At 63.6% G+C, this 12,815-nt stretch carries 10 protein-coding genes; 2 read left to right on the forward strand and 8 right to left on the reverse strand.

Annotation, left to right across the window (positions count from 1 at the left end; all coding sequences use genetic code 11):
- The first annotated feature begins 736 nt into the window (after positions 1–736).
- Both ACFR99_RS16105 and ACFR99_RS16110 read left to right on the forward strand, forming a co-directional pair.
- Positions 737–1,114 carry a winged helix-turn-helix domain-containing protein gene (locus tag ACFR99_RS16105; protein WP_138783113.1) on the forward strand — a complete coding sequence of 126 codons (378 nt, stop codon included), beginning with the start codon at positions 737–739 and terminating at the stop codon, positions 1,112–1,114.
- A complete protein-coding gene (locus ACFR99_RS16110; RefSeq protein ID WP_390289376.1) occupies positions 1,111–1,407 on the forward strand; it encodes a DUF7521 family protein in 297 nt (98 codons plus the stop codon). Before ACFR99_RS16105 ends, ACFR99_RS16110 begins: the two co-directional genes overlap by 4 nt.
- A 15-nt stretch (positions 1,408–1,422) precedes the next feature.
- Here the strand turns inward: ACFR99_RS16110 and lpdA are convergent, their stop codons facing one another.
- The 8 genes from lpdA to ACFR99_RS16150 all read right to left on the reverse strand — a co-directional run bounded on the left by lpdA (position 1,423) and on the right by ACFR99_RS16150 (position 12,814).
- Entirely contained in the window at positions 1,423–2,886 is a 1,464-nt protein-coding gene (gene lpdA, locus ACFR99_RS16115; RefSeq protein WP_390289379.1) for a dihydrolipoyl dehydrogenase, read from the reverse strand.
- 79 nt (positions 2,887–2,965) lie between these two features.
- The gene (locus ACFR99_RS16120; protein ID WP_390289382.1) at positions 2,966–5,119 is read right to left on the reverse strand and encodes a phage tail protein; all 2,154 of its coding nucleotides are present in this window, start codon (positions 5,117–5,119) and stop codon (positions 2,966–2,968) included.
- A gap of 3 nt (positions 5,120–5,122) precedes the next feature.
- The gene (locus ACFR99_RS16125; RefSeq protein ID WP_390289384.1) at positions 5,123–7,093 is read right to left on the reverse strand and encodes a putative baseplate assembly protein; all 1,971 of its coding nucleotides are present in this window, start codon (positions 7,091–7,093) and stop codon (positions 5,123–5,125) included.
- 69 nt (positions 7,094–7,162) lie between these two features.
- Positions 7,163–10,351 (reverse strand): putative baseplate assembly protein, encoded by a 3,189-nt coding sequence (locus ACFR99_RS16130; protein WP_390289386.1) that lies wholly within the window; start codon positions 10,349–10,351, stop codon positions 7,163–7,165.
- On the reverse strand, positions 10,348–10,746 hold the full coding sequence (locus ACFR99_RS16135) for a GPW/gp25 family protein (RefSeq protein WP_390289388.1): 399 nt from the start codon (positions 10,744–10,746) through the stop codon (positions 10,348–10,350). Before ACFR99_RS16135 ends, ACFR99_RS16130 begins: the two co-directional genes overlap by 4 nt.
- Positions 10,747–10,749: 3 nt before the next feature.
- Complete coding sequence (locus tag ACFR99_RS16140) at positions 10,750–11,040, reverse strand: PAAR domain-containing protein (RefSeq protein ID WP_390289390.1); 291 nt, start codon at positions 11,038–11,040, stop codon at positions 10,750–10,752.
- Between the two features lie 11 nt (positions 11,041–11,051).
- A complete protein-coding gene (locus ACFR99_RS16145; RefSeq protein ID WP_390289392.1) occupies positions 11,052–11,789 on the reverse strand; it encodes a phage baseplate assembly protein V in 738 nt (245 codons plus the stop codon).
- Entirely contained in the window at positions 11,786–12,814 is a 1,029-nt protein-coding gene (locus ACFR99_RS16150; protein WP_390289394.1) for a phage late control D family protein, read from the reverse strand. The genes ACFR99_RS16145 and ACFR99_RS16150 overlap by 4 nt, the downstream gene beginning before the upstream one ends.
- Between the last annotated feature and the right edge of the window lies 1 nt (position 12,815).

Below are 12,815 nucleotides of genomic sequence, written 5' to 3' on the forward strand. Positions count from 1 at the left end.
GCAGGGGTGGAATCCTCATTTCCTTCGGACGTATTCGTAGGCCATCAGGGGTACATAACCCCTTCGGACCCGAACCGTCCGAGACGAGATGACGGACCGAGTTGAACGGCCCGTCGATCACGCGTTCTTCGCGTTTACACCCAACCACCCTGGGACATATAAGGGCGTCGGATCGCCCCCACGCCGGAAATCGCAGCCGGCGTGGGTGTGTGCGATCGTAACTGAACGCCCAGTCATATATAAGGACACCGGATCGTCACGATCGGAAACCGATCGTGACACAGCCGGTGAGTCCAATACAGGGGGACGACTGCCGACGTGAATCGGCGACGTCCCGTGAGTGGGGGTGCAATCCTACCTCCGTGCCGGGAACCGGCCGGAGGGAACGTGGCGTGGGCCACGTCGTTCGCATTCATACCGAGTGCCGGGTGTATATATAAGGCCGTCGGACGAGACCAGTATCGAAACCCGGTACCATGTCATGATCATTCACAAGAGTGTCACACCAGAGAGAGTATGGGTAGACCCGTCGCTCGGCGGCTCGAGCCATCTCACAGTGAAACTGTCACGCGGGCGGAGGTCGGCCGGTCATCCCACCCTCGTAGGGACGGTCGGGCCGGATGATACCCGCGTGGTCGTACTCGAGTGCGCACGCGCAAGAAGGTGTCGCGTCGAGGGCCGACGAATGGGGACGCATCGATGCCGATAAACCACACGCGTTGTAAGGGGGAGACGAATGGTCCGGGACCCGTTCGCTTCGGAGTCGACACCGTCCGCAGCGGAGATTTGCGCTGCGCTGGACGATCCCGATTGCCGGGAGATTATTCAAAAGCTCGAGGAACCTATGACGGCGTCAGAGTTAACGAAGCGATGTGAGATCCCACAATCGACGCTGTACCGGAAGCTAGAGCTGTTGACCGAGGCGACACTGCTCGAGGAGTCGACCGAAATTCGACAGGATGGCCACCACGCGAGCAAGTACTCGATCGCGTTCGACGAAATTTCGCTCGGGTTGGACGATGATCAGTCGCTGTCGGTTCAGATCGAGCGGCCGGCACGGACGGCAGACGAGCGGCTCGCGGACCTGTGGTCGGAGGTGCGAAAAGAAACATGAATCCGCTTCCTGCCGGGCCGGTAGAGATGACACTCGCACTCGCGGTCGTCAAGACGCTCCTGCTCATCGTCGGCAGCGTGATCACGTATTTTGCGTTCAAGGCGTACCGGCGAACCAGACAACGAGCACTCGGCTATCTCATGGCCGGATTCGGCCTCGTGACGCTCGGGTTCGTCCTTGCCGGGATGTTATACGAGTTGCTCGGCGTGCACCTCGTGACGGGAATTCTGCTCGAGAGCCTGCTCGTGTTGGCCGGGTTCGTGGTGATCGCGTATTCGCTGTACGTCCAGTAACGACGCGCCAGTTGGTCACCGATTCAGCGTGTGGATCGCGTGTCCGAGCGCGTTTTCGGCTGCTTCCATCACCGACTCCGAGAGCGTCGGATGGGCGTGGACCGTCGCGGCGACGTCCTCGAGGGTCGCACCGAGTTCGACCGCGAGCCCGAGTTCGGCGATCAGTTCCGACGCCTCGGGGCCGACGATCGACGCGCCCAGGACGTAGCCGTCCGCCTCGTCGGCGACGATTTTGACGAACCCGTCCGAGTCACCGGTCGTCAGTGCACGGCCACTGGCGCGGAACGGAAACGTACCAGTCACGGTCTCGAAGCCGGCTTCCGCAGCCTCGGTTTCGGTCATACCCACAGTGGCGATTTCAGGGTCGGTAAAGACGACAGCTGGGATCGCCTGGTGATCGAGGGCTGCAGGCTCGCCGGCGATAACCTCGGCGGCGACTTTACCCTCTGCACTCCCTTTGTGTGCGAGCATCGGATCGCCGGCGACATCGCCGGCGGCGAAAATGTGATCGACGGACGTTCGCCCGCGCGCATCAGTTTCGATGAAACCGCGATCGTTCGTCTCGACACCGGCGTCTTCGATGGCGAGCGTGTCCGAAACCGGCTGGCGACCGACGGCCACCAGCACGTGGTCGGTATCGAGCGTGAGGCGTTCGCCCGCAGCCTGTTCCGAACCACCATCCGTGGCGGCCTGATCGGCCGGCTCGGCGACGACTCGTATTCCGTCTCCATCGCGGTCGTGCCACTCCGAAGCGGTGTAACCGAATTCGAAATCGATCCCCAGATCGGTCGCCCGCTTTTTGACTGGGCGTTTGAGATCGTCGTCGTACCCGGGAAGAATCGACTCGAGCATTTCGATGACGGTCACGTCGGTCCCTAACTTGGCGAAGACGCCGGCCAGTTCCATCCCGATATAGCCGGCCCCGACGACGACCAGCGAGTCGGGGACCGAGTCGAGTTCGAGGGCCTGTCTCGAGTTCAAGACCGGCTCGTCAGCGTACTCGAAGTTCGGAATCTGGATCGGACGCGAACCGGTCGCGACGATCGCGTGTTCGAACTCGAGCGTTTCCGACCCTTGTCCTTCACCGCTGTGGGAAACGCGGGCGGTGTGGTCGTCGACGAAGCGGGCGGTCCCCTCGAGTAAGGTCACCTGGTTAGCTTTGCAGAGTTTCTCGACGCCGCTCGTGAGTTGCTCGACAACGCCGTCTTTCCACTCGACCATGCCGGCGAGATCGATCGCGGGGTCGGCATGGATGCCCATCTCCTCGGCGGTGGCGGCTTCGTGGGCGATGTCGGTAGCAGTAATCAGCGCCTTCGAGGGGATACAGCCGTAGTTCAGGCAGGTTCCGCCGTAGGCGTCTTTCTCGACGAGCGTGACGTCTAAGTCGAGTTGTCCGGCGCGGATCGCGGCCACGTAGCCGGCGGGGCCTGCACCGATGACCAGTACGTCTGTGCCAGTGGTAACGTCTCCAACGACCATTACTCGGATTGACGGGCCCGAGGATAGTGTAGGTATTCCTTGTCAGCGAGCAAAAACGGAACGGGATCGAACGAGCAGGTCAGTTGGGACGATATGTCGGCCCCGACCGATCGACGAGGACCGTATTCTCGCCAAGCGTCGTTTCCCCGAGCGAGAATTCCCGCGTCGTTAGTCGGCTGTTGAGCCCCAGAAAGGTATCACCGGCGAGACGGAGTCCGTCGTCGAGTTCGACGACGTCCGCGCCGACGTGGGCCGGCATCCCCGACGCAACGATCGACTCGACCATGGCTCGCTCATCGTCGGTTTCGAACGGGCCACAGAATACGCTGAACGACCGTGGTCCCGCAGGAAGGGGATACTGGCGGCGAACCTCACGGTCGAGACAGTCGAGATCGCCAGTAGTAAGAACGAACAGTCGATGGCTCGCGGGCATTTCGTTGCCGGTGCCGCCACCGTCGGCCGTCACCGTCGATGATGCCGAACCGTCGACACTCGAGGACGCGGCGTAACGAAGATAGAGCTCGAGCATCGCTCGTAGACCCGCTTTCGTGCCACGCCGTTTGTACAGCTCCGGAGCGCGGGAGAGCAGTTCTCGGCGGGCGTCTTCGGGCCACTCGTCGTCGCGCTCGAGTGCAAGCCACTGCTCGAGCCACGAGAGGGCAGCACTCGGAACGGCATCGGGGTCGAAGTAGCGGCTGATCCGGTCGATCTCCGCCTCGATATCGGTGAAAACGGACTCGAACACGGAGAGATATCGCGTCAAGAACGCAGCCGAGCGGTCGTCTTCCTGATACAGTTCCGGGAGATAGCGGAGATACGACTGGCGCGGGCAGTAGGCCGTGACGGCGTCGACGCGCGGCGACGACTGTGGGCTGCCATCGAGTTCGAGCGCGACGTACAGGTATCGGCCGACGGCATCGCGCAACAGGACGTCGTCCGGGGGCACCGAATCGACGGTCGTCCAGTCGCCGTCGGCGTGTGCCGCAAGCGTGTCGATCGCTGCAGTCTGCCATGCCTGGACGTCCGCCCGGTTGTAGTCGGACAGGGCCGACGCGAGTCGGGGGACGTCGCTGGTGGCGAGGTCCCACACGGACGTGATCTGCAGGGCACACAGCGCGTCGGCGGCAACGGCCGGAACCGCCTCGAGCCCGTCGACAGCAGTCTCACAGAGTGCAGGACGATCCGTCGCGACGTAGCGAAGTTGGACCTGCGTACTCGCGGTCGACCCGGAGAGGTCGAGTGCGAGTCGGTGCCACTCGGTTCCGTCCGTACCGGCGTCGTACCGATGGAAGGCGACGCCGATGGAGCGTTCTCGCCGTGGATGCCGTGCATATCGGCGTCGCTCACGGAGCAAACGGCTGTGACCGTTCGGACCGGCCCCTGCATAGAACGCCATCCGGCCGTCGGAGTCGAGAGATCGAGCGACGAGCGTGCGACACGGGCACTCGAGCCGATACCGTTCGTGAAACGCACCTGACTCGGGGTCACGCTCGAATAATGCTCGACTCCCATCCTCGAGACGACCGGCGACCAAGAGCGTGCCGTCGGCCAGCGACAGCGCGGTCGGCACGAACGGACCGTCGGCCGCGACGAACGCGTCGTTGGGGATCGAGACGCGGTCGTCGTGGTGGCCGTCTGCGCCACTAAACGAGCGGATGACCGGATCGCCGTCAGTGCGGTCGAGGACGTATCCACGGCCGTCAGTGTCGACGGCGAGATTGACTGGCTCCACGAGAGACATGGAACAGGTTCCGGTCGCTCCAGTGGCTTGTCCGACGGTTCGGAGCTGACCGCCATCGTCGAGCAGATAGAGGGTCCCCTCGGCGTGTGCGATCCGGATCGGATCGGTTGCATCCGTCTCGATGGTCCCGATCGTCCGCTGGAGCCGAGTTGACACGACGGTAACGGAACCGTCGGAACCGTCCGCGACGAAGATCCGGTCGCCTTCGACACAGAGTGCGCGGGGAGCAGCGACGGCAGCGTCGGCACGCCCCCACAGGCGGTGGGTGAGGTCGGCCGCCGGATCGTGACGAGAGAGCGACCCCGACGAGCGAAGCGTATAGAGGAAACCGCTCGAGTCGATCGCCACGTCGACGGCGTCGTCTTCGATCGGAGACCGTTCGATGGCAGTCGTCGTCGCCAGTTCGAGCCCGCCGTCACGGACGCCGACGTTCCGACCGGTCCACGCCTGCCAGTCGGCGGTGCTTCTCGTCGTCGCGTACGAAAAGTCCACGCGTTAGTCACCCCCAGTGGCCGTATCCGGCTGAATCGAAAGAGACGTCGTCACCTCTTCGACGGCAAACAGCGCGGTGTCGTCGATACGGACGGCACCGTCGTCGACCGTCGCATTGCCGTGGGCGGTGATCGTGACCTCGTCGATCCGATCGATCACGTCGAGTTCCGAGAGCCGCTCGACCAGGTCAGCGCGATGTAACGTCTGGCCGAAGGGCCATCCGTCACCCCCATCACCCGTCAACGGATGGAGATACTCCTCGATTGCCGTCCGAACGGCGACGTCGTGGCCATTGCCGGCGTATCGAGCCCTGGCACGGCCGGTAACGGAAATCTCGAGGTCGACGTACTGGGGTCCGGTGACGCACACGCGATCGCTCAGCAGTTTTCGCTCCGAGACGTGTTGGCGGACGGCATGCAGGAACCCCTCGCTCGGGTCCGGTGGGCTCACGTCCGGCGGTGCGAAGGGAACGACGACAACGGTGATCTCGCCGTCCTCGACGAGGACGTTCGTGCGGCCGATCCTGAGCCCGGGCGTCCGCGCGGCGATCGAGCGGTAGTCGTCGGCGGTGACCGCTCGATACGGGACCCGTCGATCACGTCTGACACGATCGAGCGCGTCATGGATCGACTCCCCGGCAGCGCCGCCAGTCGCCGCCTTCAGTGGTTCGACATCGATGTCAGTGCCATCGGCCGGTCCGTCGATCGAGACGGTCGGATCGGAAACGTGCCAGACGGCGGTCGCTGGAACGTTCCCCGCCGCACCGCCGCCGGCGACGTAGTCGGCGACGACGGTGGCATCGGCAGGTGGGACGCGACCCGTGATACCGTCGCCGAAGGTCACGGTTCCCGCCTCCCGATCGAGGACGAAATGCCGGTCGTCGGGACCGGAGGCGTCGAAGTCTGGAACCTCGTCCCACCGGTAGCCGTCGACGAACACCGTCGCGGAGCGCACCGGCGACCGCTCGAGGGCGTAGGTCTGGCCGTCGAGTGCCGGCGCTTCCTCGAGATGCCCGACCTGCGTCAGTTCCTCGTCAGTCACCGACACTTGGTGGGTAACCGAGACGACGTTCGGCTCGATGGCGTCGAACTGTGGCGGAATCTCGTAGCCGGCCGTCTCGAGCCGACATCGGAGCCACGCCCGGGCTGACGACTGGTCGTCAGACGGGAGTCCGAAGCCGGCAGTATCGCTGGCAGCCGTCGCTCCGTCGTCGGGCAGCGCCAGCGTGAGCTGTCCACTTCCATAGAAGGCGTTCGTCCCGTCGGCTTCGACCGTGAGCGGCCGCCACGCGTCGTCGGCTTCGTCGCGGTATTCCCAGACCGGTTCGACGGACGGAGTAAACGACGGCTCGATCGATCCGTGTGTTTCCGGCTCCGGAAGGTCCGCGTCGTGAAAGCGGACGGTCAGCGTCAGTGTTCGCGCGTGGGCGAACGGGTCAGCGTCGAATCCCAGATAGAACGCGTCCCCAACAGCAGGGTCGTCGCCGAACGCGCGGTAGAACATCCCCTCGGTCCGGTTTGCGTGCGTGTTATCGGTCCGTCCGGTGTCAGTTCTCGTCAGCACGCACTCGAGTGTCGCCGACGTCAGCGTGACTGCATGATCGGTTTCGAACCAGTAGCGTGCGTCGGCATCGGCGTCGTCGGTCTCAGTGGCCGAAAGCCGCGTTCCGGCCGGAACATGCGCCCACGCAGTATCGGTCGGCAGACCCAGCCGCAGCCGCGTCGAGGCTGGCGTCGGCGGTCGTCGACGCTCGCCCAGCAACGCGAGATACTTCTCGCGGTGCTCGTCCGTGACGCGATCAAGCTGATAGATGTACGTTTCCGTCAGCCAGGCTAGTACCTCGAGGATCGCGATCCCGGGATCGTGCGGATTGAGATCGGTCCACTCCTCGGCGTAGGCCGGGATCAGTTTCGTGGCCTCGGTCAGTATCTCCTCGTAGGTTCTGTCGTCGAGGTCCGGAACGTCAATGCCCACGTCGATCACCCCCGCGGCACTCGAGAGGGCGATTCGGTCCCAGCTCCGGCGTTCGTCGGCGCTGGTAGGTCACAGCTGTTTCCCTCCAGCCATCGAGACAGCCACCTCGTGAACGCCGCTACAGATGAGCGCGTCCGCCGGAAGGGACGCCGTCTCACGCACCAGGGTCAGTGACTCACCACCGTCGATGTCGATCGTCGCATCCAGTTCGAGCACATCGGCAACGGAGTCGATTCCGTCGACGAGATCGGCCAGCGCAGCCGCCGACGGCCGCTCACCGAACGACCATCCGTCGCCTCCATTTCCCTCGATCGGGTGCAGGAACTCGTCGAGACGCCGTTCGACGGCCTCTTTGAGCAGCGACACGCTCGCGCTGTCAGCCGTCGACACAGAAACCGAAATCGAGACCTCGGCGTATCTCGGCCCGCGGACGACGATCCGAGACGTCTCGGACTCGACGAGCGAGGCGGGTGCCCGTTCCCGTACCACATCGCGAACCCGCTGCTCGAGTTCCATCGACGGCACCGGTTTCTCCCGTTGCGCGTGGGGGACGATCAGCAGGACGACATCGCCGTCGTCAGGAGTCCCACCCGGATTGCACGTGACGGTCGCGAGCTCGCGACACGCCGCGGTGGCGAGCTGTTCGTAGTCCGACGGGGTGACTGCTCGCCCGCGATGTTTGAGCTGGGCCGTCGTGCGGGTCACGAGCGCGTCACTGGATTCGGCGTCGGCACCGCCGTCGGCCGGCCGTGGGTTCGAGACATCCTCGACCAGCGAGATCGAGCTTTTGAGGTCCGTGATCGTGTCGGCCGCGACGTTTCCATCTCGGCCGCCACCGGTCGTATACGTCACCGTGATATTGTTCTGTCCGGACGGCGGGATCCGTCCCCGGTTTCCATCACCGAAGCTGATGGTTCCATCGATCCTGTCGACGACGTAGTGTCGATCCGTCGGCGCTGAGTCCAGCACGTCGGGAACCTGTTGCCACTTGACCCACCATTCGGTCACGTCACCGCTCGCATCAGTGACGCGCCGAACGTCCGCCGGACGCTCAGCGAGGAGATCACGCCGCTCGCTGGTCGACAGCGTCGCGTACTCGTCGACCCACACGTCGACATCGATAACCGGTGTGTGGGCACACGCAAACGACTGGTCGTGAGACCCATCACTCGAGCCCACCACTTCATCTTCGATCGTACGGGTGTTGTAGGCCCACTGCGTGTTCGGATACAGCCCCTCGAGGATCGGTGGGGCCGTCGTCCGGTCGCGTGACCGATCGGTCTCGGGAGTCAGTTGCGCCGACCGCAGTTTCGCGTCGGACCCCGCGTTTCGGTCGAACTCGTCTTGCGTGATCCGAATCCGGATCCAGTGGCGCTGCCGGCCGAACAGTTCGAACGCAGTCGTCGGCTCGGGAAACGTCAGCCGGACCATGCCACGTTCGGTCAAGCCGCCGGTCCGGTCCTGTGTCGTGAGCTTCTCCCACTCGCTTTTGTCGGGGTTCGGACAGTACTCCCAGCGGGTTCCGGGATCGAACGAACGCGGATACGTGACGTCCGCCATCGACACGAAAAACGAGAGCGGTCCATCGCGAAGCGGCTCGTCGAAGCCGAGATACAGCGTCTGCGTCTCGTCGGGCAGATCAGTAAACGGCGTCAGTGGTCCGTCCCCCCCTGTTGGCACACCGCTGAGAGATGCGTTGTTCTTCGTCCGGATCGTCTCGAACGGCTGTCGACCGCAGTCGTAGTGGATCGAGACATCGCCAAAACGCGGCGGGGTGGGCGACTCGACGAGCGAGTTGCGCGTGCCGGCATCGGTGACGCCAACCAAGGGGTGGCTGTAGTTCCCGCTCACCAGCCGAGCGCGGATCCAGACGTTTTCGTGGCCGGAGACCGCTACTGGCTCGATATCCGGAGGAACCGAAACGCGGACGCAGCCGGCCGATCGCAAGGCGTTCGTCTCGTCCTCGAGGACGGTCAGGCGACTCCACCCGCTTCCTGTCCAGTACTCCCAGGAGAGTTCAGGTGGTCCATCGAGTATCCCGACGCCTTGCGTCGGGAACTCACTCTCGCCGTCACCGCTAACTTCACTGTCGATTTCCTCGAGAAGGCCGGTATCCGCGTCGGGATCGATCCCGTCCGCGTCGGGCTCGACGGGTGGCTCGAGCCGTACCTCGACAATGCCGTCCCGTTTGGTAAACGCCTCCTCGGACGCGATGTAGAACGTCGCCGGTGGGTGTGGCACTCGTCCGAACGGCCGGATACCACCTCCATCGTTCGTCGAGAGCGGGACGTCGTTGGACAACAGGGCGTCGGGAACGAGCCCTTCCTCGCGCGTGTCGTGACCGACGCTGGCCGTAATCGACGTCAGACACATCGAGAACGACTCGGGTGCAGAGACGTCGCCGGCGATGCGACAGCGAAGCCACCGACTCTCGATGTCGTCGACAGTGTGTTCCACCGTCTCTCCGGGGAGCCGAAATCGAAGTTCGACTCGCCCGTCGTCCGACTGCGACGGTACTCCCGACTGCAGCCGGTCCCGAAGCGCATCGGGTCCGATCTCGTCGCCGGTTGACTCGTCGTCCGTCCACCGCTCGAGTCGGTGCCAGTCTACCGTCCCGTCGTCGGCTTCGCCGTAATACTCCCAGACGAGTTCGGTCTCGAGAACGGCCCTGTCGACGGTCGTCTCAGCCGTTATCGTGATCGGTGAGCCGGCCTCGAGCGTGAGGAGGTCGTCGTGGGCCAGGTAGAGGACGTGTTCCTGGACGTTCTCGCCAGTAAACAGTTCGACGGGCTCGTCGGCCGTGCGGATGTCACCGTGGTCGACGATCCGATCGGCGGCCGGGTCGACCGCGATCACGTCCGTCAGCGATGCCCCGGTTGCCTCGAACCCGCCATCCTGTGGCACCTCGAAGAGCTGTGTCGATCCGTCGCTGGGTTCTGCGACTGCTTGTGACCCACCGGGGATCGAGACGTTCCGATCGATATCAGTCGACACCTCGAACGTCAACGGTAGCCGCGCCGCCTGTGGCGGCCGCCTGTCGAATCCGAGCGCGTCGAGAAACGCGAGCCGGTGTTTCGCTGGCACGTCGTTCAATCGCCGGATCACGTCGTCACCGAGGTGCGAGAAGATTCGCAACAGAACGGCTGCGTTGTCGTCCGTCGTCGGGTCCCACGACTCGGTATACTGGGCTGCGAGTTCCCGAAGCTCGGTCTCCAACGCGTCCCGATCCCTGTCGTCGATGACTGGCTGTCGGCTCATCCGTCACCCTCCGTGATGTAGAACGGATACACCATATTCGAGAGACTGTTGGTCGTTCGCACCCGGTACTCGATCTCGATGCGGACTACGTTCGGCTCCGCGTCGTCCGTTCGCGCGTCGACGGCCTCGACGTCGATCCTGGGTTCCCACTGGACGAGTGCCTCACGAACGCTGCTCTCGATGAGATTCAGCGTTGCCGGCGTCGCGGTCGAAAACACATGGTCGTGAATCGCACAGCCGAATTCGGGTCGCATCACCCGCTCGCCTTTGGCGGTACCGAGAACGAGCCGGATCGCATCCCGAATGTCGTCCTCGGCGTCGGCTGTCCGAACTGAGCCTCGAGCATCCGTCTCAACTGGAAACGCCCAGCCCGTTCCGAGAAAGTCGTCCGACATGGCTCAGCCGATCAAGACCGTCTGACACCCGCTCGTGATCGTGTTCGGCGGACCGTTCTCGACGATGGTGTCGCCCATCCGCGCGGCGGGCAGCCCGTTGATCAACACGCTGGTACTCCCCTTCGAGACGGTGCCGCCCACGTGGGGGACGGTCCCCGTGACGAGCGGACACGTGTGCACGTCCGCCAGTGCTCGCCACGCAGGTCGTTTCCCGATCAGGACGTTCGGACTGGCAGTCCCGGTCAGTGGCGTCCCGTGTGCCGTTCCGTCGCCGAGTCTCGCTGCAGGGTTCATCTTTTCCTTATCTAATTCAAACTAATTAGATTACCTTTAATTTTTACTATCCCAGAACCGTTAACATCGATCATCGATCCGGAGAGCGAGAGCGTCGCCTTGCTGTCGACGTCGATCGGCCCGTTCCGTGTGAGTTTGACGCCGTTCGTGCCGGAGATGGTAACCGAATCGCCATCGAGCGAAATCGTCGATGCCGACAGCGAGAGTTCCGATTTCGCGTCGATCGCGATCGTGCCGCGTTCCGAATCGAGGGTAATGCTGTTGTCTGCTGCATCGTCAGATATCGTGATCGTCTCTGTGGATCCCGAGTCGTCGATCACGAGCTCGTTCCCGCCGGCCGTCCGAATCGTGATGCTGCCGTCGTCGGCGTCGTCGAACGAGATCGCGTGATCGCTGCGAGATCGGATCTCGCGAACATCGTTTTCTCCATCGGCGTTCGTCTGGGGTGGACTCTGTGCGCCGTTCCACAGCGCACCGATGACGAAGGGCCTGTGGACGTCGCCGTTCTCAAAGGCGACGAGCACTTCATCGTCGATCTCCGGCAGAAAGTAGGTGCCGTACTCGTCGCCTGCCATCTCGGTCGCGATCCGGGCCCAGTGGCTCTCGTCGTCAGCGTCGCGCCACGGAAACCGGAGTTTCACCCGACCGAGGTCTTTCGGGTCCTCGTTGTCCGTCACGATCCCGACGGCGACGCCGCGAATACCGCCGTCGTCCGTGTGACCGCCGTCGATGAACCCGGTAGGCCTCACGAAGACACCTCCGTTGCTTCGAACGACGTTCGATAGCCAGCACTCCCCATCCGGTGGGTCGCTTCGGTTACGTAGTAGTCCGACGAGAAGCGCTCGCCCAGTTCCTCGAGCCGGACGACGGTGCCGGCCCTGAGTTCCGGCGTGCCGTCGGTCTCACCGTGGCCGGTGATGACGTCGTCGGAGAATCGATTCAGTTTCGTTTCGGCGACTCGCTCCGCTTCGTTCCGTGACATGGCTTGGACTCTGAAAACTTCCTTGTAATTTGCGTTCGGGCTACCGGCGGTGGCGACGATCTCCGATTTGTTCTGGCCGTCCCAACTCCGAACCTCGACTGCATCGACCTGCGTTCGTTGCGTGATTTCCGCATAGAAATCGTGGAGTGCCTCGCCGTACCACAGTTCGGCGACCGGCTCGTCGCCCTGGGCTTTCGCCGAGTGAGGTCGAAATCGGACGGTGTCCCGTTCGGCGTAGAACTCGAACCCGTAGGTCTCGGCCAGTTGTTGGATGAACCGGTAATCGCTTTGTCCGTTCTGGATCAGCGTTTCGCGGTTGATCGACGCATCCGAGACGTCGACCGTCGAAAACGGGTACGACGATAGCACGTCCTCGACGGCCGCTCCGATCGTCGTCTCGGTCCACGAGTCAGAGCTCGTTCCCTGCATGAGCTCCCAGAGCAGCCCGTATCCGGAGACCGTAACCGACGGCCCTCGATCGGTCGTGAACTCGGCGTTGATCGACCGGATCGACCCGGTCAACAGCGGCGTTAGCGTCCCGTCACCGCCATACCCCATCGCAATCTCGACATCAGTCCCGACCGCGAACTCGTCCCATGTCAGCCCACTGAACTCGCCGAGTTCCTCGTCGAACGGGAAGTTCAGGGTGAAGGAAAACCGATCCGCGCCGTCAAGCGTCGTCTCGACGACGAGGTCCGCGATCCGGCCGCCCGGCTCCTGAAACCTCGTGTCGCCGACATCGACTCTGAACCGCGGCGAGTAGCGTGGCTGAATAGTCGTTCCAGTCTGCATC

It is taken from the genome of Haloarchaeobius amylolyticus, assembly GCF_042678045.1.
Taxonomy (GTDB): Archaea; Halobacteriota; Halobacteria; order Halobacteriales; family Natrialbaceae; genus Natrinema; species Natrinema amylolyticus_A.

Bases quoted from the DNA above. Each gene is read 5' to 3' on its own strand.
- ACFR99_RS16105 (WP_138783113.1), top strand. From the start codon at position 737: ATGGTCCGGGACCCGTTCGCTTCGGAGTCGACACCGTCCGCAGCGGAG.
- ACFR99_RS16140 (WP_390289390.1), bottom strand. From the start codon at position 11,040: ATGAACCCTGCAGCGAGACTCGGCGACGGAACGGCACACGGGACGCCA.
- lpdA (WP_390289379.1), bottom strand. From the start codon at position 2,886: ATGGTCGTTGGAGACGTTACCACTGGCACAGACGTACTGGTCATCGGT.
- ACFR99_RS16110 (WP_390289376.1), top strand. From the start codon at position 1,111: ATGAATCCGCTTCCTGCCGGGCCGGTAGAGATGACACTCGCACTCGCG.
- ACFR99_RS16135 (WP_390289388.1), bottom strand. From the start codon at position 10,746: ATGTCGGACGACTTTCTCGGAACGGGCTGGGCGTTTCCAGTTGAGACG.
- ACFR99_RS16150 (WP_390289394.1), bottom strand. From the start codon at position 12,814: ATGCAGACTGGAACGACTATTCAGCCACGCTACTCGCCGCGGTTCAGA.
- ACFR99_RS16130 (WP_390289386.1), bottom strand. From the start codon at position 10,351: ATGAGCCGACAGCCAGTCATCGACGACAGGGATCGGGACGCGTTGGAG.